Raw genomic sequence first — 22,798 nt, forward strand, 5'->3', positions numbered from 1 at the left:
AGCAGTCTCTTTCAATATTTTTTTGATAATTGAGGCTGAGCATGCTGCGTTTTGACGACTTGCAGTTGTTTGTCCGGGCGGCGGATCTGGGCAGTCTGTCGGCAGCCGCGCGGGTGATGGACATGTCCGCTGCCGTGGCGAGTGCGGCGTTGAAACGGATTGAACAGCAGCTCGGTGCGCGCTTGCTCGCGCGCTCGACCCGCAGTCTGCGCCTGACAGCCGAGGGCGACGGCTTTCTCGAATACGCGCGGGCGGCGCTGAGCAACCTTGATGAAGGCCGGCGCTTACTGGCCAGCGGACAGGATCAGGTCAGTGGGGTCTTGCAGTTGTCGGCGCCTTCGGACTTCGGCCGCAACCTGTTACTGCCGTGGCTCGACGAGTTCCAGCGCGAGCACCCGAAGCTGACCGTGCGCTTGCTGCTCGGCGATCGCATCGCGGACTTGTTCCGCCAACCCGTGGACATCGCTTTGCGCTACGGCGAGCCGGAAGACTCGAGCCTGATCGCCTTGCCCATCGCCCCGCACAACCGCCGTGTGCTGTGCGCCTCCCCGGCGTATCTGGCCCGACACGGCGAACCGCGCCAGCTCGAACAACTGGCCCAGCACAACTGCCTGTTGTACATGCTCGGCAGCCGGGTGCATGACCATTGGAGTTTTCATGACGGTAAACGTGAAGTTGGTCTGACCGTCAGTGGTGACCGTTTCAGCGATGACGCCGACGTTGTGCGTCTGTGGGCGGTGGCCGGCGCCGGAATTGCCTACAAGTCGTGGCTGGACGTGGGCGCCGATGTGCTCGCCGGGCGGCTCAAAGTGCTGTTGCCAGAGCTGCTTTGTGAGCGCGCACCGCTGAATTTGTTGTGCGCCCATCGCGCCCAATTGAGTAAGCCGGTGAACCTTCTGAGGGAAATGCTCGCCAGCCGATGCGCTGAAGTGAGTAGTCAATTTCCCGCTTTTCCGAAAGTTGATCATTAGTCGCAGGTAAATAGAGAAATTTCTGTCAGGAACAATCACCACCTGCGCAGGCCCCGGCGCAGGACGCGCGGGCGAACCCGCTTATACTAGCGCCCGCCTCATGCCAGCACCGACACCCCGGCCCGGAGATCCTCGCACCGCGTCGCCAGTCTTCGAGTGACGGTCGCGCAACTGCTGCGGGTTCTGTGCCGGAGCAGGCTGCGTCAGTGGCTTGCCTCGCCCCGGTTCATGGCGATTTTCGCGTCTTGGCCGATGACTGATTACCGGCCAAGATGTCTCCGAGCAGTAGACGATACGATTCAACAGGGAGTGAACACATGGAACATGCACCTTGCATCAGCCAGATCGCCACGTTGCTGGCCGACCCCAAGCGCAGCGCGATGATGTGGGCGTTGATGGATGGCTCGGCCCGGCAAACCGAGGAGCTTGCGCTACTGGCAGGGCTGTCGCCGTCGTCGGCCAGCGCGCATCTGGCGCGGCTATCCACGGGTGGTCTGTTGAAGGTCGAAGTCCGTGGTCGCAAACGCTTTTTCCGTCTCTCGGCACCGGAGGTCGGTGCTGCGATAGAAGCATTGGCCAGCGCCACCATCGCCAGTGCTCCACGGGAAATTCCCGAGGTCTTCAAACGCACCACCCCCATGGCCAAACCGCAAACCGCGCCGTCCTCATTGTTGCGCGCGCGTTTTTGCGATGACCACCTCGGCGGTACGCTGGCGGCGGACCTGTATCAGCGCTTGCTCGATGCTGGCTGGATCGAACAGCTTGAACAACGCGTCGTGGTGACCCACAAGGGTTCGAAACTGTTGGCTGGACGTGGCGTGTTCATTCAGGCGTTGGCCCATCGCAACGTGCAAGTGGCGTGTGCTTGTCCAGACTGGAGCGAACGTCGTCCGCACATGGGGGGATCACTCGGCGCCGCGTTATTGCAGTTGTTCATGCAGTCCGGCTGGCTGACCCTGCCCAACGACTCGAGAGCTTTGCAATTGACCGCCACCGGCCAACGGGAGCTGCACCGTTTCGCCAAGGAAACCGAGCTGGAAATGGCGTTGTAGAGCACTCGCAATCGACGTCCGGAACTGCGTAAGCGCTTCTGGCGTCGCCCGCGACTGCGAACAGGTCGTATCCAGCACTAACGCCGTTTCGCTATCAAGCACACTCGATCCGGGGATATTTTTCGGATGGGGGAGGTGGCATGGAGACTCACGGCTACAGCGCGGCAGAACGTCTGGAACGACTGCCGATCAGCGGTTATCACCGGATTATTTTCATCATCATCGCCTTGGCGTTTTTCTTCGACTCCATGGATCTGGCGATGATGACCTTCCTGCTCGGCTCGATCAAAGCCGAGTTCGGCCTGAGCAGTGCGCAAGCGGGATTGCTCGCCAGTTCGAGTTTTTTCGGCATGGTGCTGGGGGCGTCGCTGTCCGGCATGCTCGCCGATCGCTTCGGGCGTAAACCGGTGTTTCAGTGGAGCATCGTGCTGTGGGGCGTGGCCAGTTATCTGTGCTCGACAGCGCAAACGGTCGAGACGCTGACGCTGTTCCGCATCCTGTTGGGGATCGGTATGGGCATGGAATTTCCGATCGCCCAGTCGATGTTGTCCGAGCTGATTCCAGCGCAGCGCCGCGGACGTTACATCGCGTTGATGGACGGCTTCTGGCCGCTCGGCTTCGTTGCTGCCGGCGTGCTGTCCTACTTTCTGCTGCCGCTGATTGGCTGGCGCGACATCTTTCTGGTGTTGGCGGTGCCGGCGGTGTTCGTACTGGCGATCAGGTTTTTCATTCCTGAGTCACCGCGCTGGCTGGAACAGGCCGGAAAACATGAGGCGGCAGACAAGGTATTGAACGGCATAGAGGCGCGGGTGCGCTCGTCGCTCGGTGGTGCCGCGCTGCCGGAACCGATTCGATTGCCGCGTACCGTGACGCCGCCGGGCAACTTCTTTGCGGCGCTGAAACAGATCTGGTCGCCGCAGTATCGCCAGCGCACGACGATGCTCTGGAGTCTGTGGTTCTTTGCGCTGCTCGGCTTTTACGGGCTGACGTCGTGGCTCAGTGCGCTGTTGCAACAGTCGGGTTTCGCGGTGACGCAGTCGGTGTATTACACGGTGCTGATTTCCCTGGGCGGGATTCCCGGGTTTCTCATGGCCGCATGGCTGGTTGAGCGCTGGGGGCGCAAACCGGTATGCATCGTGACGTTGCTCGGCGGAGGTGTAATGGCGTTTTTGTATGGGCAGAGCGCGGTGTTTGGCGGCAACGTGGCGCTGCTGATCGGCACCGGGTTGCTGATGCAGTTTTTCCTGTTCGGCATGTGGGCGGTGCTCTATACCTATACGCCGGAGCTTTATCCGACGTCGGCGCGGGCGACCGGCTCGGGCTTTGCCTCGGCGATTGGCCGCGTGGGTTCGCTGCTAGGGCCGTTGGTGACCGGACTGGTGTTCCCGATTACCGGGCAGGGCGGGGTGTTTGCGCTGGGCGCGGCGTGCTTTGCGATTGCGGCGGGCGTGGTGTGGCTGTTCGGGATGGAGACGCGAGGGAAAACCCTGGAAGAGCTGACCGAAACCCAAATCCCAGGCTGAACAAAGAACCCACTGTGGGAGCGAGCCTGCTCGCGAAAGCGGAGTGTCATTCAACGAAAATGTTAACTGACACTCCCTCTTCGCGAGCAGGCTCGCTCCCACATGGGTACTTCGGTGTTGCTTAGGGTTTTACCAGTCGCGCATCCAGGCTGTTCTGCGCCAAACGCTTGGCCTGATCCTGGGTCATGCCCAAATGTTCATGCAGCGCGTAGAAGTTCTCGGTCACATAACCACCGAAGTACGCCGGGTCATCGGAGTTCACCGTGACCTTCACGCCACGCTCGAGCATGTCGAGGATGTTGTGCTGCGACATGTGATCGAACACGCAGAGTTTGGTGTTCGACAGCGGGCACACGGTCAGCGGGATTTGCTCGTCGATGATCCGCTGCATCAGACGCTCGTCTTCGATGGCGCGCACGCCATGGTCGATGCGCTGGATTTTCAGCAGATCGATAGCTTCCCAGATGTACTCCGGCGGGCCTTCTTCGCCAGCGTGGGCAACGGTCAGGAAACCTTCGTGGCGGGCGCGATCAAACACGCGCTGAAACTTGCTCGGCGGGTGGCCCATCTCGGAGCTGTCGAGGCCGACTGCGACAAACGCGTCACGGAATGGCAGTGCCTGGTCCAGAGTTTTCTCGGCTTCTTCTTCGCTGAGGTGGCGCAGGAAGCTGAGGATCAAACCGCTGGTGATGCCCAGTTGCTGCTCGCCATCCTTCAGTGCTGCGGCGATGCCGTTGAGCACCACTTCGAACGGGATGCCTCGATCGGTGTGGGTCTGCGGGTCGAAGAATGGTTCGGTGTGAATCACGTTCTGCGCTTTGCAACGCAACAGGTAGGCCCAGGTCAGGTCGTAGAAATCCTGCGAGGTGCGCAATACGTCGGCGCCCTGGTAATACAGGTCGAGGAATTCCTGCAGGTTGTTGAAGGCGTATGCCTTGCGCAGGGTCTCCACGTCGCTCCACGGCAGGGCGATCTTGTTGCGCTCGGCCAGGGCGAACAGCAGCTCAGGCTCCAGCGAGCCTTCCAGATGCAGGTGCAGTTCAGCCTTGGGCAAGGCGTTGAGCCAGTCGTACATATTCTTTTCTCATCAGGTGCAATGACGGCATTCTACAGATGCTCGCCGAAACAATTGGCAAAACCTGACCAAGCGATCCATCACACGGCTTCTTGCTCGCGGCGATAGGCGTAGGTATCGGCGAAGCGCGAGAGCAGGAATTCGGCGCAGGTGGTCGTCGGATATTTCGCCGGATGCTGTGCGTCCTGACAACCCGGCAGGCATTCGATGCGGGTGTCCGGATGCGGCTCGGCGAAGAACGGCATCGAGTAGCGATCCACGCCGAGCGGGCTGATCACCCGGTGCGGGGTCGAGCGATAACGGTCGTTGCTCCAGCGCGCCATCATGTCGCCGAGGTTGACCACGAAGGTGCCGTCGATGGGCGGCGCGTCGATCCATTCGCCTCGCACGTTCCTGACCTGCAAGCCACCGGCGCTGTCCTGATAGAGCAGGGTGATGCAGCCATAATCGGTGTGCGCGCCGGCGCCTTGCTGCTCGGCGGAGCTGGCAGTGTGACGCGGTGGGTAATGGATCATGCGCAGGACGCTGACGGGATCATTGAAACGGCTGTCGAAGAAGTCGCGTTCGATGCCTAGCGCGAGGGTCATCGCCCGCAGCAGGGTTTGCGCGAGGGCCTGCATGTCGAGGTAATGCTGCTCCATCAACTCAGGCCATCCGGTCTGCGCGGGATGACGGTTCGGCCCGCGTAACGGTTTTTCGGCGAGCACGTCGGGATGATTGGCCGGCAGGTGCAGACCCATGTCGAAGGTTTCTTTGAGGTCGCTGGGTTTGCTCGGGTCGAGTTGCTCGGTGGCGATGGCGCCGTAGCCACGATGGTGGCGGGTCTGGGTGATGTCGATCTTGAGTTTTTCCGCTGCGGGCAGGGCAAAAAAACGCTGAGTCTGATCGAGCACGGCGTCGATGCGCTGCGCTGAAATCGGATGACCCTTGATGTAGAAAAAGCCCCATTCGCGGCAGGCCAGGTCGATTTGCGCGGCGACGGCGGGCCAGGCGTTTTCATCGGCGGAGTAGAGCGGGCTGATATCGATGATCGGAAGCTGATCCATTTCGCATTCTCTATTGTGATCGTTCCCACGCTCCGCGTGGGAATGCCTCAATGGACGCTCTGCGTCCGCTTTTGGCAGGGACGCGGAGCGTCCCGGGCGGCATTCCCACGCAGAGCGTGGGAACGATCGGGGTCAGGTGGCTTACTTCGGCATCTCGGCCTTCATGCCTTCAACGTAATAGTTCATCGACGCCAGTTCCGCAGTGTTCGCACTCACACCCGCCGGGATTTTCTCGACGCCGGCCTGATCCTTGATCGGCCCGGTAAACGGCTGCAATGCACCGCTCTTGATATCGGCAATGATCTGCTCGGCCTCGGCTTTCACTGGTGCCGGCACCAGGTCGCTGATCGGCAGTTCAACCGTGCCTTCCTTCAACCCACCCCAGTAATCCTGAGGTTTCCAGCTGTGATCGATCACACTCTGCGTTGCCTGAATGTAATGCGGCGCCCAGTCGTTGACGATCGACGTCAGCACGGCTTTCGGCCCGAAATGCGCCATGTCCGAGGCGTAACCCACCGCGTACACGCCACGACGTTCGGCGGCTTGAATCGGCGCGGGGCTGTCGGTGTGCTGGAACACCACGTCGACACCCTGATCGATCAGCGCGTTGGCCGCGTCGGCTTCCTTGCCCGGGTCGAACCAGGAGTTGACCCACACCACTTTGATCTCGGTTCCGGGGTTGTACTTGTTCAAGGCCAGTTGAATCGCGTTGATATCGCGGATCACCTCGGGGATCGGGAACGAAGCGACGTAACCGATTTTCTTGGTCTTGGTCATCTTCGCCGCAAGGAAACCGCCGACGTAGCGACCCTCGTAAGTGCGCGCCAGATAGGTACCAAGGTTCTTGTCCTGTTTGTAGCCGGTGGCGTGTTCGAAGGTCACCTTGGGAAATTGCTTGGCGACTTTGACGGTGGGGTTCATGTAGCCGAAGGAGGTGGTGAAGATCAGGTCGTATTTGTCCTTGGCCATGTTGCGGATCACCCGCTCGGCGTCGGCGCCTTCGGCGACGTTCTCGACGTAGTTGGTGGTGATCTGATTGCCGAATTTTTCCGCGAGGGCCTTGCGCCCCTGCTCATGCTGATACGTCCAGCCGTGGTCACCGATCGGTCCGATGTAGACGAAGCCGACCTTGAGCGGATCGGCAGCGCTGGCGCTCAGACTGATCCCCAGACCGAGGGCGGCGCACAGCAGTTTGTGCAGCGGACGTATTTGCATGAATTCGAACTCCATTTTGTTGTGTGTGGTCAGGGCCAATGCAAATTGCTGACCAACAGGACAACAAGCCTTCCGAAACCGCGGTGCGGCCTTCGCGAGCAGGCTCGCTCCCACCTTCGAGCGCATTCCCCTGTGGGAGCGAGCCTGCTCGCGAAGAGGCCGGTGAGGCCAATAAAAGGGCACCTGCCAAACTCGCTGCTATTCGCTGGTGCGCTAAGGTGTAACGAAACGTTAGCGCCGCCCTGCAGTCAGTAGCTCATTCGCACTCTTCGGCAAAAGGCCCGCCATGCTCACAATTCTCAAGCAAGAAAGCTTTCTGCTGCTGGCAGTCATCGCCGCGTGCGTTGCCTATCCGCTGGAACACTGGCTGCTGCACAGCGGCCAGATCGTCGCGCTGCTCGGCGGTCTGGTGCTGATCGCTTTCATCGTCGCCGCCTCGATGCGCGTCGCCCATCACGCCGAATTGCTCGCGGAAAAGGTTGGCGACCCTTACGGCACGATGATCCTCACGCTTGCGGCCGTGCTGGTGGAAGTGGTGATTCTCGCGATCATGATGAGCAACGAAGCGTCGCCCACGTTGGTGCGCGACACGATCTATTCTGCCGTGATGCTCGACATCAACGGCATCCTCGGCCTCGCCGCACTGATGGGCGGGATCAAACATGGCGAGCAGTCCTATAACGACGATTCCGCGCGCAGCTACAGCGTGATGATCCTCACCGCCATGGCGGTGTCGATGGTGGTGCCGGAGTTTATTCCCGAGGCCAACTGGAAGATTTATTCGGCGTTCACCATCGGCGCGATGGTGGTGCTTTACGCGCTGTTTCTGCGCATGCAGGTCGGCCCGCACAGTTACTTTTTCAGCTACAGCTATCCGGACAAGCGCCGCAAGAAAGAACCGCAGGACGCGCAGGCGAATGCACCGAGCATCGGCCTGTCGATCGGCATTCTGGTGTTTGGCATTGTGGTGATCGGCGCACTGGCCGAAGTGATGTCGAAGACCCTCGATCTGGGCCTGGAAGGCACGGGCGCGCCGCCGGTGATCACGGCGATTCTGGTGGCGGCGATTTCCGCCGCGCCGGAGATTCTCACCGCGTTGCGTGCGGCACTGGCCAACCGTATGCAGTCGGTGGTGAACATTGCGATGGGCGCGTCATTGTCGACGGTGATTCTGACGGTGCCGGTGATGGAAGCAATGGCCCTGTATACCGGCCAGCCGTTTCAGATGGCGATGACACCGGTACAGACGGTGATGATCTTCATCACGCTGATCGTCAGCGCGATCAACTTGAATGACGGTGAGACCAATGCCATCGAAGGCATGACCCACTTCGTGCTGTTCGCGACCTTCATCATGCTGTCTCTGCTGGGCCTCTAGCGACGGGTGATCGTTCCCACGCTCCGCGTGGGAATGCCGCCATGGACGCTCTGCGTCCGCCGCTGGGACGCGGAGCGTCCCGAGATGCATTTCCACGCAGAGCGTGGGAACGATCATATGGGGAGGGGATCAGGTACCGGCGATCAACTGGCGTGCCGCTTGGCTGTGATCGGCGATCAGGCCTTTCAGATCAAGACCCTCAACCTGGCCATCGACCACGCGCCACTTGCCGCCAATCATCACCCGATCCGCACGATCGGCACCGCACAACAGCAACGCCGAAATCGGGTCATGGCTACCGGAGAAGCGCAGCTCATCGAGCTTGAACAACGCCAGATCCGCCTGCTTGCCCACCGCCAGCTCACCAATGTCGGTGCGCCCCAACAGACTCGCCGAACCTTTGGTCGCCCAGCCCAGCACGCGTTCCGGGGTGATCTTCTCGGCGCCGTAACGCAGACGCTGGATGTACAACGCCTGACGCGCTTCGAGAATCATGTTCGACGCATCGTTGGACGCTGAACCGTCGACGCCCAGACCAAACAGCGCACCCGCGTCAGTCAGATCGATACTTGGGCAAATGCCGGAGGCCAGACGCATGTTCGAACTCGGGCAATGGCAAATACCGGTGCCGGCCTGGCCGAGACGCGCGATTTCGTCCGGGTTGAAGTGGATGCCGTGGGCCAGCCAGGTGCGCGAGCCGAGCCAGCCGACGCTGTCGAGATAATCGACGGTGCGCAGGCCGAAACGCTGCAGGCAGAAATCTTCTTCATCGAGGGTTTCGGCCAAGTGCGTGTGTAGACGCACGTCCAGATTGTTCGCCAGTTCGGCGCTGGCCGACATGATTTCCGGGGTCACCGAGAACGGCGAGCACGGCGCCAGCGCGATCTGGATTTGCGCGCCATCGCCACGTTCGTGGTACTCGTGAATCAGGCGCTGACTGTCGTCGAGAATCACCTGACCCTCCTGCACGGTCTGCTGCGGCGGCAGACCGCCGTCCTTCTCGCCGAGGCTCATCGAACCGCGAGTGAGCATGGCGCGCATGCCCAGTTCACGCACGCTTTCGACTTGCACATCGATGGCGTTTTCCAGACCGTCCGGGAACAGGTAGTGGTGGTCGGCCGCAGTGGTGCAGCCCGACAGCAGCAGTTCGGCCAAAGCGACTTTGGTGGCGAGCGCGAGTTTTTCTGGCGTCAGGCGCGCCCAGACCGGGTACAGGGTTTTCAGCCACGGGAACAACGGCTGATTGACCACCGGCGCCCATGCGCGAGTCAGGGTTTGATAGAAGTGATGGTGGGTGTTGATCAGGCCCGGCAGGATCACATGTTCACGGGCATCGAACACTGCATTGCACGGCGCCGACGGCTGTTGGCCAGCGGCGAGGACTTCGACAATGACACCGTCTTGCACGACAAGACCGCCACGGGCATCAAGCTCGTTGGAGGTGAAAATGGCGAGGGGATTTTTTAACCAGGTACGGGTCGCGGGCATGCTGCCGGCTCCTCTGAAAATGGGGTTCAGGGTTGCCAGCTCAGTGATGCCCTGTCTGCTGATCCAGGGTCGCCGCGAGGGACGAGGTGCGCAGTTTCAAACAAATTGCCACGCCGGGCAAGCCCAACCCGACAGGACAACATCACCAAAATACACAACCCCTGTAGGAGCTGCCGAAGGCTGCGATCTTTTGATCCTAAAAAAAATCAAAAGATCGCAGCCTTCGGCAGCTCCTACAGGGGATCATCAATTACCAGGGAATCGTTTCGCCCTTGTAATTGATGAAGTGATGTCCGCCCTTGCCGGTGTACGCATTCACCTGATCAATCAATCCACGGGTGCTGGTTTCCACATCAAGGTCAGCCCCTTCGCCGCCCATATCGGTCTTCACCCAACCCGGATGCAGCGACAACACGGTCATTTTCTGCTCGCCCAATTGCGTGACAAAACTGTTGGTCATCGAGTTCAGCGCAGCCTTGCTGGCCTTGTACAACGCCAGTTCCGGCGCGTCCGGCACCGTCACACTGCCCAGCCCGGAACTCATGAACGCCAGCACACCGCTGCCGTCACGAATCTGCCCGACAAACCGTTGCGCCAGATTGATCGGCGCCACCGCGTTGGTGAAAAATAGCTGACCGACTTCGGCCAGTGTCGCGCCGCCCGGGGTCTGATCTGCCGGGCCTTTGACCCCGGCGTTGACGAACAGCAGGTCAAATGTTTCGCCCTTGAGCTGCTGACTCAGGGCGATCACCGCTTGCTGGTCATCCATGTCGAGCTTCTCGATCCGCACCTTGCCCAGCGCTTGCAGCGCCTCGGCGTTTTGCGGATTGCGCACGGTGGCGGTGACTTGCCAGCCGTCGGCCAGCAGGGTTTTCACCAGACCGAGGCCAAGGCCCCGGGAGGCGCCGATGATCAGTGCGTTTTTTGCAGACATGATGGGCTTCCTTGATGAATGAGGATCATGGATTCAATGGACAGGCCTGACCGAGGCGAAGTTGCAACTCTTGCCGCAGCGTGTCGAGCTCGCGCATTCGGGTTTCGATCAGTTGCAGTTTGTCGCGCAGCAACTGCGCCACGGCGTTGTCCGGGTTGGGGGCGTTCCACAGCGCGGCAACGCTGTCACTGATCTCGCCGAGGGTAAATCCCAGGCGTTGCGCGGTTTTGATATAGAGCACCAGTTGCACCATGTCTGGCGGATAGTCGCGGTAACCGTTGGCACGGCGTTGCGCGGCAATCAGCCCGCGCTGCTCGTAGAAGCGCAGCGTGTCACGGCTGACGGCGCAGGCTTGGGCTAGTTCACCGATGCGCATGCGGGCTCTCAAAAAGGCTATTGACCCTGGAGCATACTCCAGGCTTTACCGTGCTTGCTCCCTGAATTTTGCGGAGCATGGATGATGTGGACTTCAACGCAGTATCGCAATGTGGTGCTTGGCAGTGCCTGGTATGACCTGATCGTCACGGTGGCATTTGCCACGCCGTGGAGTTTTGCCGCTTTGCATGGATTTTTGACCGCGCTGAATTTGCCCGGTGAACTGCCGGCGTTTGCGCCTGTGCACCTGTTGATGGCGAATCTGCTGGGCTCGGTGGTGTGCGTGTGGGCGGTGCTGCGGATTCGTGATCCGCAGGCGCTTTATGGACGGTATGACGCGGTGGGGCGGTTTCTGTTTGCGGCTTGGCAGGCGTATGCCTTGCTCCACGGTGCCAGTTCGATTCTGATTGTTTTTCTGGTCTTCGAACTGGCGTGGGGCGTTGCTCAGGTGTTGCCTGTGAGGGCCTCATCGCTGGCAAGCCAGCTCCCACAGTGTCCGAGTAGTGCGCAAAATTTGTGATCAGCACTAAACCTGTGGGAGCTGGCTTGCCAGCGATGGGGCCATTGACATCACTACATTAATGCCCCGCCTGCCAAGGCTGCCCAAGCGAAACCGGCGCATACAATCTTGTGCGCAGCGCATCGCGCGACAACAACACCAACACCACAATCGTCGCCACATACGGCAGCATCGCCAGCAGACTCGACGGAATCGCCAGCCCCAACCCCTGCGCCACCAAGTGCAGGATGCTGGCGAGGCCGAACAAATAAGCCCCGAGCAACAACCGCCACACCCGCCAACTGGCAAACACCACCAGCGCCAGGGCGATCCAGCCACGCCCGGCGGTCATGTTTTCCGCCCACATCGGCGTATACGCCAGCGACAAATAAGCCCCGGCCAACCCGGCCATCGCCCCGCCAAACAGCACCGCCAGCGTACGTACCGTCAACACCGGCAAGCCCATCGCACTGGCCGCATCCGGATTCTCGCCGACCGCTTGAATGATCAACCCGACACGACTTTTGATGATCACCCACGCCACCAGCGCAAACAGCGCGAACGACAGATACACCAGCAAATCCTGAGCAAACAGCATCCGCCCGATCAGCGGAATCTCACTCAGATAAGGAATCGCCAACGGCTCAAAACCGGCCAGTGGTTTACCGACCCAAGCTGCGCCGACAAAGGTCGACAGCCCGACACCAAAAATTGTCAGCGCCAATCCGGTTGCTACCTGATTGGCGTTGAACACCAACGCCACTAGCGCAAACAGCGACGATAACAACATCCCGGCCAGCATCGCCAGCAACACGCCAAGCCACAGGTTGCCGCTGTTGAGTGCGACGATAAAACCGATCACCGCGCCAAACAGCATCATCCCTTCCTGCCCGAGGTTGAGCACGCCGCTCTTCTCGCAGATCAATTCCCTCAGCGCCACCAGCAACAGCGGTGTGCCGCAACGCACCATGGCGTAGAAAATATTGCTCAACAGATCGATATCCATCACAGCGCTCCGGCGGTTACGGCAGTGGTCGAAGTGCGCTTCACCCAACGCAGGTTCAGGCGTGGCCGATAGAGAATCAGCACGTCACTGGCGAGCAGGAAAAACAGCATCATTCCCTGAAACAACTGGGTGATCGCTTGCGGCAGATTCAGGGTCATTTGCGCGCTCTCGCCGCCGATATACAGCAGCGCCATCAACAGGCTGGAAAACAGAATCCCGATCGGATTGAGGCGTCCGAGAAACGCCACGGTAATTGCCGCGTAGCCGTATCCCGGCGACACCTGCGGCACCAATTGGCCAATCGGTCCGGTGACCTCGCAGACACCCGCGAGCCCGGCCAAGCCGCCACTGATCAACAGCGCCAGCCAGATCAGTCGCTTCTCGCGAAAGCCGACGAACCCCGCCGCGCGCTTGTCCAGCCCGAGTACTTTGATCTGGAAACCGACAAAGCTTTTCTGCAACAACACCCACACCGCGACCAGTGCGAGCAAGGCGAAATACACCCCGGCGTGCACGCGGCCATCCTCCATCAACAACGGCAAACGGCTGGCATCGCCGAACATCGCCGATTCGGGAAAGTTGAACCCAGCGGGATCCTTCAGCGGTCCGTGCACGCAGAACAGCAGCAGATTCAGCGCGATGTAATTGAGCATGATGCTGGTGAGGATTTCGTTGGCGTTGAAGCGTGTGCGCAACCACGCAGTCAGCCCGGCCCATGCCGCGCCGGCGAGGGTGCCGGTGAGCAGAATCAACACCAGCGCCCAGCGGCTTTGCATATCGATGATGTTCACCGCCAAAGCGCTGCCGGCGAGAGCGCCGAGGAGCAATTGACCTTCGGCGCCGATGTTCCAGATCCGCGCCTGATACGCCACCGCCAGGCCCAGTGCGCAGAGCAGAATCGGCAGCGCCTTGACCAATAATTCGGAGACGCCATACAAATCGCTGACCGGCGCGATCAGTAGCGTGTGCAAGGTTTGCAGCGGGTCGTGGCCGAGGGCGATAAACAGCAGCGAGCCGCAACCGAGCGTCAGCGCCGCCGCCAATAACGGCGAGCACCACAGCATCAGGCGCGATTGCTGGCCACGGGGTTCGAGGGAAAGCAGCATGTGGAAAACTCCGTTAAACCGTGGCGGCTGAAGGGGCGTGGTCGAACTGGCCGGCCATCCAGCCGCCAACTTCGCTGAGTTGTGTCTTGCTGGTGTCTTGCAGTGCCGACAAACGTCCACCGCACAGCGCGCCGAGGCGGTCGCTGATCTGGAACAATTCGTCGAGGTCTTCGGAGATCACCAGAATCGCCGCGCCGGCATCGCGCAGCGCGATCAGCGCACGGTGAATGGTCGCGGCCGCGCCGACGTCGACGCCCCAGGTTGGGTGCGCAGCGATCAGCAGTTTCGGTTGCTGAAGAATTTCCCGACCGAGGATGAATTTCTGCAGGTTACCGCCGGACAAGCTGCGCGCGGCGGTTTGCGTGTCCGGAGTTTTTACGCCGAAGCGTTGAATGATCTGTTGGGCGAGGGCTTCGACTTTACCGCGCTGGATTAGCCCGTTGCTGACCAAGCCTTGCTGGAAAGCCGTCAGCAGGGCGTTGTCCGCCAGACTCAATTCCGGCACCGCGCCGTGCCCGAGGCGTTCGGCGGGGACGAAAGCCAGACCCAGTTTGCGACGGGCATCCGGGCGCAAATCGGCGACGTTCTGCTCAGCGAATCGAATGGTTGCCGCTTCTACCCGAGGCAAGGTGTGTTCGCCACTGAGCAGGGCGAGCAATTCATCCTGACCGTTGCCCGCGACCCCGGCGATGCCGACAATTTCGCCGCTGCGCACTTGCACATCAATGTCAGTCAGCGAGCAGCTAAACGGATCCGGGTTGTGCCAACTCAAGCCCTTCACCCGCAAAAACGCCGCGCCGCCGCTGACCTTCGGATAGTCGCCAATCAACGCCGCCGCTTCGCCGACCATCATCTGCGCCAATTGCTGATCCGAGCACTCCGCTGGCAGGCAATGCCCGGCCACGCGCCCACCGCGCAGAACCGTCGCGCTGTGGCACAACGCGCGCACTTCAGCGAGTTTGTGGCTGATAAACAGAATGCTGCAGCCTTCGGCGGCGAGGCGGCGCAGGGTGATAAACAATTCGTCGGCCTCTTGCGGCGTCAGCACCGAGGTCGGCTCGTCGAGAATCAGCAGGCGAATGTCCTGCATCAGGCAACGAATGATCTCCACCCGTTGCCGCTCGCCGATCGACAGGCTGTGGACAAGTCGCTCCGGCTCCAGCGCCATGCCATAACGGCGCGACACTTCACGAATCTTCGGTTCCAGTTGTTTCGGCGTGCCGGCTGCTGCGCCCATCGCCAAAGCAATGTTTTGCGCCACGCTGAGGGTTTCGAATAGTGAGAAATGCTGGAACACCATGCCGATACCCAACTGCCGCGCCTGGGCCGGGTTGCGGATATTCACCGGCTGACCTTGCCAAAGCATCTCGCCGGCATCGGCTTGGGTGACGCCGTAGATAATCTTCATCAACGTACTTTTGCCCGCACCGTTTTCACCGAGCAGGGCGTGAATTTCACCGGGCGTGATGCTCAGGTCGATGGCATCGTTGGCCAGACAACCGGGGTAGCGTTTGCTGATGTGGCGCAGTTGCAGGCGCGGGGTGTTGGAAGCAATTGGCATGACAGGCTCGACTTGCTTGGAGTTGTGCCTGTGGATAAAGCAATTTCCTGGCCATTGAGTCAGGAACGCGAGCGGGCCGCGTGTGGCAGCACTCGGTATAGAGCATTGAAGGCCGAATCACGTACGACGATGGCACCAATTCAGAGCAAAGCCGTTGCTCGGGCGCCAGTTTTGCCCGTCGCGATATGATCAAAAAACGAGCAATCCCTTGGGGGCTAGATGGATCCAGCGACTGCGCCAGCCATGAACGGGTTATCCACAGCTTGTTCCACAGTTATTGTGCGCAAGCTGCAAACCCGGGCATAAGCACTGCGGTGCTTTCTTCTAATGGTGATAAACCGCGCTAACTGACTGTTTCTGTTTGAAAATTTCGTTTCGTCGGGAGAATTGAACGAAAAGTGAACAAACCGCGCAAAGCCACGTGACAGAAGGGTTACAGCCGAATGTACTCAGGTTATCCACAGTCGGGTGCACAGCCGATGTGGGCAACTCTGTGGAATAAGGAAATTCGGGATCGCCCCAAAAGATCGCAGCTTTCGGCAGCTCCTACATTTGAAATGCGTTCCCCTGTAGGAGCTGCGGAACGCTCGGGCCGCGATCGGACGATCTTTTGATCTTTTGATCTTTTATCGTTGAAGCAAAATCCGCCCACGACTCAAATCGGCTAGTTGAGTTTGCAAGACATCGATTTGCGCTTCGCCCACCGCCAGCTGCAATTCGACGCCGTTAGCGGTGAAGTTTTCCTCCATAACCAATCCACCCAGATCGGCCACCCGCAACTTCACCAACGCCAACTCGGCAAACCCGCAAGCGCAACTCAACGGCACCCGGCTGATCAACTCAACCTTCGCCGCCGTTTGCAGGCACTTGTTCGCGCCACCGCCATAAGCCCGGGCCAACCCACCAGTCCCAAGTTGAATGCCGCCGTACCAACGAATCACCAGCACCGCGACCTGATCGCAATCCTGCGCCTCAATTGCCGCGAGAATCGGCCGACCCGCCGTGCCGCCCGGCTCGCCGTCGTCATTGCTGCGATATTGATCGCCGAGCTTCCACGCCCAGCAATTGTGCGAGGCATTCAAGTCGCTGTGTTGCTCGAAGAACGCCTGCGCCTCGGCAGGGCTGCCGATCGGCGTGGCGAAGGTGATAAAGCGGCTTTTGCGAATCTCTTCGCGGTACTCGCAAAAACCGCTGAGGGTGAAAGGCATAAACGTCTTATAGAGGAGGAGTGAGGCCGCAGCCTTTGAGAATGATGCGGATCAGATTGTTGCCGGCGTCTTCCATGTCTTGCTTGGTCAGCTTGCTGCGACCGCTGACGCGGCAGATCTGCGTCGCAAAGTCGGCATAGTGCTGGGTGCTGCCCCACAACAGGAAGATCAGGTGCACCGGATCGACCGCGTCCATTTTGCCCGCATCGATCCACGCCTGAAACACCGCCGCACGGCCAGTGAACCAGGCGCGGTAATCCTGATTGAAATATTCGGTCAGGCATTCACCACCGCTGATCACTTCCATCGCAAAGATTCGCGAGGCCTGCGGCTGACGGCGGGAGAACTCCATCTTGGCGCGAATGTACCGGGTCAGCGCTTCGGCTGGATCGTCCTCGGCGGTGAGGGTGTTGAAGGTGCTGTCCCACAACTCGATGATGTTGCTCAGCACCGCCACGTACAAGCCAAGCTTGTTGGTGAAGTAGTAATGCAGGTTCGCCTTGGGCAACCCGGCATTCTGCGCGATGGTGTTCATGCTGGTGCCTTTGTACCCGTGACGGGCGAACTCGTCTTCGGCGGCTTTGAGGATGGTCTCTTCGTTTTTCTGACGAATGCGGCTGGCGGGTTTGCCGCCATGGGCTGGGACTTCAAAGGTCATAGGCACTTCCGGGTTTGTCTGTGGGTGCAACCAGTTGCGTTGATAGCGCACCCACAGGCATCCGACAAGTCTTTGCGCGATAAAACCGTTACGCCTGTTCGATCTTGTTCAGCGGCGCGTGCGCTTCAGCGGCCTCGGTTTTCGACTCCGGCAGCAGCAGGCACAGGATGATTGCGGTCAGGCCGCCGCTGGTGATCGCCGAATCAAACAGGTTCTGCACCAGTTTCGGCAGCAGGTGCAGCAGGTTCGGTTGCGCGGCAATGCCCAGGCCGACGCCGAACGATGTGGCGATGATCAACATGCTGCGTCGATCCAGCGGCGACTGCGCGAGGATGCGCACACCGGCAGCCGCCACCGCGCCGAACATCACCAGGGTCGCGCCGCCGAGCACCGGTTTCGGAATCTGTTGCAGCACCGCGCCGATCATCGGGAACAAGCCGAGGCAAAACAGAATCGCGCCGATGTACAGCCCGACGTAGCGGCTGGCGACGCCGGTCAACTGAATCACGCCGTTGTTCTGCGCGAACGTAGTATTGGGAAAAGCGCTGAAGGTCGCGGCGATCATGCAGCTGACGCCATCGCCGAGTACGCCACCGCGCAGGCGGCTTATATAAGAAGGGCCGCTGATCGGCTGACGGGCGAGCATGCAGTTGGCAGTGAGGTCGCCGACGGTTTCGATGGTGCTGATCAGATAAATTAGCGCGACCGGCAGGAACGCTGTCCAGTCAAAGCTGAATCCAAACCTGAACGGCGTAGGAAAACTCACCAGCGGCAAATCAGGCAACGGTTGCGGCAGCAGTTTTCCACTGAACCAAGCGGCCAGGCTACCGAGCAACAGTCCGATGATGATCGCCGACAGCCGCACCCATGGCGTATTCGAGCGGTTAAGCAGAATGATCGTCAGCAACACAAACACGCCCAGCGCCAGATTGCCCGGCGCACCGAAGTCCGGCGCGTTGAAGCCACCGCCCAGATCGGTGATGCCGACCTTGATCAGGCTGATGCCAATGAGGGTGATGACGATCCCGGTCACCAGCGGCGTAACCACGCGACGCAGTTGACCGATGAAGCGGCTGAGAACGATCTGCACGATTGCGCCGAAAAAGCACACACCGAAAATCATCGCCAGAATGTCTTCCGGGCTGCCGCCGCGCTGCTTGACCAGAAAACCAGCGGAGAGCACCGCACCGAGAAAGGCGAAACTGGTGCCTTGCAGACAGATCATTCCCGCGCCGATCCCGAATGGTCGCCGCGCCTGAATAAACGTGCCGACGCCCGAGACCATCAAGGCCATGCTGATCAGATAAGGCAAATGCGCAGTCAGCCCGAGGGCCGAGCCGATCACTAATGGTGGGGTGATGATGCCAACGAAACTGGCGAGCACGTGCTGCAGCGCGGCAAGAATTGCAGCAGCGGGTTTGGGGCGGTCGTTGAGGCCGTAGATCAGGTCGCTGGACGGTGCGGAATCTGGCTGCATGGCTTAAGGCTTCTTGTTGAAGGATCGGGGTTGATCCTGCACTGCAAAAAGCTGTCCACTTGCTCAGCTTTATCGGCGAATAACCCCAAAATGTAGGAGCTGCCGAAGGCTGCGATCTTTTGAACTTGCTTTCAACGTGTCGCCGCCAGACTCTCCAAAAAGCTTTCCAGCACCAAATGAGGGCGCCGCCCCTTACGCGTGACCGATGCCAGGCTCAGGTCGTAGAAGCGCGTTTGCGATTTCAGCGCACGCAAGCGCCCCTGCTGCACCCAGAGACTGGCGTAGTGATCCGGCAGATAGCCGATGTAGCGTCCGGTCAGGATCAGAAACGCCATGCCTTCACGGTCCGAAGCGCTGGCCGTGCAATTGAGCGCCTGGTAATGCGCCTGAATATCCGCCGGCAAACGAAAAGTCGGCGCAATCGCGTCCTGACTATTCAGGCGTTCGTCATCGAGTTGCTTGTCGTCGACATAAAACAGCGGGTGACCAACAGCGCAATAAAGCAGCGAACGCTCGCTGTACAACGGCTGATATTCCAGACCCGACAACGCACTGGCCTGCGGTACCACGCCGACATGCAGACGCCCATCGAGCACGCCTTGCTCGACTTCATTGGGCGCAATCATGCGGATCTGGATCTGCACATCCGGCCCGCGTTCCTTTAACTGAGCGAGGGCGTGGGTGATGCGCATGTGGGGCAGGGTGACGAGGTTGTCGGTCAGGCCAATGATCAACTCACCCCGCAGATGCTGGTGCAGGCCGTTGACTTCGGTGCGAAAGCTTTCCAGCGCACTTAACAGTTGCAGTGCCGACTGATAGACCTCGCGACCTTCCTCGGTCAGCGAAAACCCGGCTCGACCACGCTGGCACAGACGCAAACCGAGGCGCTGCTCCAGATCGCTCATCTGTTGGCTGATCGCCGAGCGACCGATGCCGAGCACGGTTTCCGCTGCCGAGAAGCCGCCGCACTCCACCACACTGCGAAAAATCCGCAGCAAGCGGATATCAAAGTCACTCACCTGGGCCAGCGGATCGGGGCGACGGCTGCTCATCTTATTGTTCTCATTGTTTAGCAAAGTTCTAACTGAAGGTTAGAAGAGTTGAATTTCACCGACTTTATCCCCGTGGCAATTTAGCTGCAACAACGCTTTTTATCTCCCTGACGCTTATGCCCTGCGAGGTTTTGCCCGATGAACATGCCTGAAAACGCGCCGTCGCCACTGGCCAGCCAACTGAAGCTGGACGCGCACTGGATGCCGTACACCGCCAACCGCAACTTCCAGCGCGACCCGCGACTGATCGTTGGTGCTGAAGGCAGTTGGCTGATCGACGACAAAGGCCGCCGGGTATACGACTCTTTGTCCGGGCTGTGGACTTGCGGCGCCGGCCACACCCGCAAGGAAATTCAGGAAGCGGTTTCCAAACAGTTGGGCACCCTCGATTACTCGCCGGGCTTCCAGTACGGCCACCCGCTGTCGTTCCAATTGGCCGAGAAGATCACCGAGCTGACCCCGGGCAACCTCAACCACGTGTTCTTCACCGACTCCGGTTCCGAGTGCGCTGACACTGCGGTGAAAATGGTCCGTGCCTACTGGCGCCTGAAAGGTCAGGCCACAAAAACCAAAATGATCGGCCGTGCCCGCGGCTACCACGGCGTGAACATCGCCGGCACCAGCCTTGGCGGCGTCAACGGCAACCGTAAGCTGTTCGGTCAGGCGATGATGGATGTCGATCACCTGCCGCACACGCTGCTGGCGAGCAATGCCTTCTCCCGTGGCATGCCGGAGCAGGGCGGTATCGCCTTGGCCGATGAACTGCTGAAACTGATTGAGCTGCACGATGCTTCGAATATCGCCGCCGTATTCGTAGAGCCTATGGCCGGTTCTGCCGGCGTACTGGTGCCGCCGCAGGGTTACCTCAAGCGTCTGCGCGAGATCTGCGATCAGCACAGCATCCTGTTGGTGTTCGACGAAGTGATCACCGGTTTCGGCCGTACCGGCAACATGTTCGGCGCCGACACCTTTGGCGTGACCCCGGATCTGATGTGCATCGCCAAGCAAGTCACCAACGGCGCGATCCCGATGGGCGCGGTGATTGCCAGCTCCGAGATCTACCAGACCTTCATGAACCAACCGACCCCGGAATACGCCGTGGAATTTCCACACGGCTACACCTACTCGGCACACCCGGTGGCTTGTGCCGCTGGCCTGGCGGCTCTCGACCTGCTGCAAAAGGAAAACCTGGTACAGAGCGTTGCAGAAGTCGCACCGCATTTTGAAAACGCGCTGCACGGGCTGAAAGGTTCGAAGAACGTTATCGACATCCGTAACTTCGGTCTGGCCGGTGCGATCCAGATTGCCCCGCGTGACGGTGACGCCATCGTGCGTCCGTTCGAAGCCGGCATGGCCCTGTGGAAAGCCGGGTTCTACGTACGCTTCGGCGGCGACACCTTGCAGTTCGGCCCGACTTTCAACAGCAAGCCACAAGACCTCGATCGTCTGTTCGACGCGGTCGGCGAAGTGCTGAACAAGCTCGACTGATTTTTCCTTCTATATATACCTACAAAAACGGGCACTCCTTAACGTGTGCCCGTGGACAAGAATTCAGGAGTTTTCGATGAGCGTTATCCCGCATTTGATCAATGGCGAACTGGTGACCGAGAACGGTCGCGCGGTTGATGTGTTCAATCCGTCCACTGGTCAGGCTATCCATAAGCTGCCACTGGCCAGCCAGGCCACCATCCAGAAAGCCATCGATGCCGCCAAGGCTGCGTTCCCGGCCTGGCGCAACACGCCACCGGCCAAACGCGCCCAAGTGATGTTCCGCTTCAAGCAACTGCTGGAGCAGAACGAAGCACGCATCTCGCAATTGATCAGCGAAGAACACGGCAAGACCCTGGAAGACGCCGCCGGTGAACTGAAGCGTGGTATCGAGAACGTCGAGTTCGCTTGCGCTGCCCCGGAAATCCTCAAGGGCGAGTACAGCCGCAACGTCGGCCCGAACATCGACGCATGGTCGGACTTCCAGCCGCTGGGCATTGTTGCCGGTATCACCCCGTTTAACTTCCCGGCCATGGTGCCTCTGTGGATGTACCCACTGGCGATCGTCTGCGGTAATTGCTTCATCCTCAAACCGTCCGAGCGTGATCCAAGCTCGACACTGCTGATCGCTCAGTTGTTGCTGGAAGCCGGTCTGCCGAAAGGCGTGATGAGCGTGGTGCACGGTGACAAGACGGCGGTGGACGCGTTGATCGAAGCGCCGGAAGTCAAAGCGCTGAGCTTCGTTGGTTCGACGCCGATTGCCGAGTACATCTATGCCGAAGGTACCAAGCGCGGCAAGCGCGTCCAGGCACTGGGCGGCGCGAAGAACCATGCCGTGCTGATGCCGGATGCCGATCTGGACAACGCGGTCAGCGCACTGATGGGCGCGGCTTATGGTTCGTGCGGTGAGCGCTGCATGGCGATTTCGGTGGCCGTGTGCGTGGGTGACCAGGTAGCGGATGCACTGGTGGCCAAACTGGTTCCACAGATCAAGGCACTGAAAATCGGTGCCGGTACTTCGTGCGGTCTGGACATGGGCCCACTGGTGACCGGGCAAGCGCGCGACAAAGTCAGCGGTTACGTCGACGACGGCGTGGCGGCGGGCGCGACCCTGGTGGTCGACGGTCGTGGTTTCAGCGTGGCCGGTCATGAAGAAGGCTTCTTCCTCGGTGGCTGTCTGTTCGACAACGTCACCCCGCAAATGCGCATCTATAAAGAAGAGATCTTCGGCCCGGTGCTGTGCATCGTTCGCGTGAACAGCCTGGAAGAGGCCATGCAACTGATCAACGATCACGAATACGGCAATGGCACCTGCATCTTCACCCGTGACGGTGAGGCGGCGCGTCTGTTCTGCGACGAGATCGAAGTCGGCATGGTTGGCGTCAACGTGCCGCTGCCGGTGCCGGTGGCTTACCACAGCTTCGGCGGCTGGAAGCGTTCGCTGTTCGGTGACCTGCACGCTTATGGTCCGGATGGTGTGCGCTTCTATACCCGTCGCAAGGCGATCACCCAGCGCTGGCCGCAGCGTGCCAGCCATGAGGCTTCGCAGTTCGCGTTCCCTAGCTTGTAAGTAGAGGGGCGATGCAACGAAGGCCGACCCCTTGGGGGCGGCCTTCGTGTTTTCGGGGGTTTTTGACCGATGTGACAGAATTATGAAAATAAGTGTTGACGGCGAATTTCAGATGT

General features: G+C 60.0%; 20 protein-coding genes. 7 read left to right on the plus strand and 13 right to left on the minus strand.

The features are described 5' to 3' along the window. The first annotated feature begins 41 nt into the window (after window positions 1-41). The 3 genes from ACOYXH_RS29155 (at window position 42) to ACOYXH_RS29165 (ending at window position 3,546) form a co-directional block, all read left to right on the plus strand. A complete protein-coding gene (locus tag ACOYXH_RS29155; RefSeq protein WP_095047394.1) occupies window positions 42-971 on the plus strand; it encodes a LysR family transcriptional regulator in 930 nt (309 codons plus the stop codon). 317 nt (window positions 972-1,288) lie between these two features. Further along, on the plus strand, window positions 1,289-2,023 hold the full coding sequence (locus ACOYXH_RS29160; RefSeq protein ID WP_093430305.1) for an ArsR/SmtB family transcription factor: 735 nt from the start codon (window positions 1,289-1,291) through the stop codon (window positions 2,021-2,023). Between the two features lie 140 nt (window positions 2,024-2,163). After that, entirely contained in the window at window positions 2,164-3,546 is a 1,383-nt protein-coding gene (locus ACOYXH_RS29165) for an MFS transporter (RefSeq protein ID WP_220557576.1), read from the plus strand. A gap of 121 nt (window positions 3,547-3,667) precedes the next feature. Here the strand turns inward: ACOYXH_RS29165 and ACOYXH_RS29170 are convergent, their stop codons facing one another. The 3 genes from ACOYXH_RS29170 to ACOYXH_RS29180 form a co-directional block, all read right to left on the minus strand. Continuing rightward, window positions 3,668-4,621, minus strand: a complete 954-nt coding sequence (locus tag ACOYXH_RS29170; protein WP_095047396.1) for an adenosine deaminase — start codon at window positions 4,619-4,621, stop codon at window positions 3,668-3,670. An 80-nt stretch (window positions 4,622-4,701) separates the two neighbouring features. Then, window positions 4,702-5,667, minus strand: coding sequence for a 2-oxoglutarate and iron-dependent oxygenase domain-containing protein (locus ACOYXH_RS29175; protein WP_095047397.1), 966 nt, complete (start codon window positions 5,665-5,667; stop codon window positions 4,702-4,704). A 141-nt stretch (window positions 5,668-5,808) separates the two neighbouring features. After that, complete coding sequence (locus ACOYXH_RS29180; RefSeq protein WP_093430367.1) at window positions 5,809-6,882, minus strand: BMP family ABC transporter substrate-binding protein; 1,074 nt, start codon at window positions 6,880-6,882, stop codon at window positions 5,809-5,811. A 286-nt stretch (window positions 6,883-7,168) separates the two neighbouring features. Here ACOYXH_RS29180 and ACOYXH_RS29185 point away from each other — a divergent pair, with 286 nt between their 5' ends. Continuing rightward, window positions 7,169-8,260, plus strand: a complete 1,092-nt coding sequence (locus ACOYXH_RS29185; protein ID WP_095047398.1) for a calcium:cation antiporter — start codon at window positions 7,169-7,171, stop codon at window positions 8,258-8,260. Window positions 8,261-8,389: 129 nt separating this feature from the next. Here ACOYXH_RS29185 and ACOYXH_RS29190 read toward each other — a convergent pair whose 3' ends face one another. The 3 genes from ACOYXH_RS29190 to ACOYXH_RS29200 form a co-directional block, all read right to left on the minus strand. Next, window positions 8,390-9,748: an 8-oxoguanine deaminase gene (locus tag ACOYXH_RS29190; RefSeq protein WP_095047399.1), complete on the minus strand. Its 1,359-nt coding sequence runs from the start codon at window positions 9,746-9,748 to the stop codon at window positions 8,390-8,392. 250 nt (window positions 9,749-9,998) lie between these two features. Continuing rightward, window positions 9,999-10,685: an SDR family oxidoreductase gene (locus ACOYXH_RS29195; RefSeq protein ID WP_086935984.1), complete on the minus strand. Its 687-nt coding sequence runs from the start codon at window positions 10,683-10,685 to the stop codon at window positions 9,999-10,001. A 22-nt stretch (window positions 10,686-10,707) separates the two neighbouring features. Next, window positions 10,708-11,058: a MerR family transcriptional regulator gene (locus ACOYXH_RS29200; RefSeq protein ID WP_093430322.1), complete on the minus strand. Its 351-nt coding sequence runs from the start codon at window positions 11,056-11,058 to the stop codon at window positions 10,708-10,710. A gap of 84 nt (window positions 11,059-11,142) precedes the next feature. Here ACOYXH_RS29200 and ACOYXH_RS29205 point away from each other — a divergent pair, with 84 nt between their 5' ends. After that, window positions 11,143-11,577, plus strand: coding sequence for a hypothetical protein (locus tag ACOYXH_RS29205; RefSeq protein WP_095126151.1), 435 nt, complete (start codon window positions 11,143-11,145; stop codon window positions 11,575-11,577). Between the two features lie 58 nt (window positions 11,578-11,635). Here ACOYXH_RS29205 and ACOYXH_RS29210 read toward each other — a convergent pair whose 3' ends face one another. The 7 genes from ACOYXH_RS29210 to ACOYXH_RS29240 all read right to left on the minus strand — a co-directional run bounded on the left by ACOYXH_RS29210 (window position 11,636) and on the right by ACOYXH_RS29240 (window position 19,624). Then, window positions 11,636-12,562: an ABC transporter permease gene (locus ACOYXH_RS29210; RefSeq protein WP_460410152.1), complete on the minus strand. Its 927-nt coding sequence runs from the start codon at window positions 12,560-12,562 to the stop codon at window positions 11,636-11,638. Next, window positions 12,562-13,668, minus strand: coding sequence for an ABC transporter permease (locus ACOYXH_RS29215; protein ID WP_460410153.1), 1,107 nt, complete (start codon window positions 13,666-13,668; stop codon window positions 12,562-12,564). The genes ACOYXH_RS29210 and ACOYXH_RS29215 overlap by 1 nt, the downstream gene beginning before the upstream one ends. A gap of 13 nt (window positions 13,669-13,681) precedes the next feature. Further along, window positions 13,682-15,229 carry an ABC transporter ATP-binding protein gene (locus ACOYXH_RS29220; protein WP_460067037.1) on the minus strand — a complete coding sequence of 516 codons (1,548 nt, stop codon included), beginning with the start codon at window positions 15,227-15,229 and terminating at the stop codon, window positions 13,682-13,684. 626 nt (window positions 15,230-15,855) lie between these two features. Further along, window positions 15,856-16,437 carry an IMPACT family protein gene (locus ACOYXH_RS29225; protein ID WP_320413857.1) on the minus strand — a complete coding sequence of 194 codons (582 nt, stop codon included), beginning with the start codon at window positions 16,435-16,437 and terminating at the stop codon, window positions 15,856-15,858. A 7-nt stretch (window positions 16,438-16,444) separates the two neighbouring features. Next, complete coding sequence (locus ACOYXH_RS29230; protein ID WP_064387743.1) at window positions 16,445-17,095, minus strand: TetR/AcrR family transcriptional regulator; 651 nt, start codon at window positions 17,093-17,095, stop codon at window positions 16,445-16,447. Between the two features lie 88 nt (window positions 17,096-17,183). Next, entirely contained in the window at window positions 17,184-18,572 is a 1,389-nt protein-coding gene (locus tag ACOYXH_RS29235; RefSeq protein WP_460410154.1) for a uracil-xanthine permease family protein, read from the minus strand. A gap of 131 nt (window positions 18,573-18,703) precedes the next feature. After that, complete coding sequence (locus tag ACOYXH_RS29240; protein WP_064387741.1) at window positions 18,704-19,624, minus strand: LysR family transcriptional regulator; 921 nt, start codon at window positions 19,622-19,624, stop codon at window positions 18,704-18,706. A 138-nt stretch (window positions 19,625-19,762) separates the two neighbouring features. On the opposite strand from ACOYXH_RS29240, the gene aptA reads away from it, so the two are divergent. Together aptA and ACOYXH_RS29250 are read left to right on the plus strand one after the other, a co-directional pair. Further along, the gene (gene aptA / locus ACOYXH_RS29245) at window positions 19,763-21,112 is read left to right on the plus strand and encodes an omega-aminotransferase AptA (protein ID WP_095047404.1); all 1,350 of its coding nucleotides are present in this window, start codon (window positions 19,763-19,765) and stop codon (window positions 21,110-21,112) included. A 76-nt stretch (window positions 21,113-21,188) separates the two neighbouring features. After that, on the plus strand, window positions 21,189-22,682 hold the full coding sequence (locus ACOYXH_RS29250) for a CoA-acylating methylmalonate-semialdehyde dehydrogenase (protein WP_095047405.1): 1,494 nt from the start codon (window positions 21,189-21,191) through the stop codon (window positions 22,680-22,682). Window positions 22,683-22,798 lie beyond the last annotated feature (116 nt).

The sequence above is a fragment of the Pseudomonas sp. Mb7 genome, assembly GCF_054790525.1.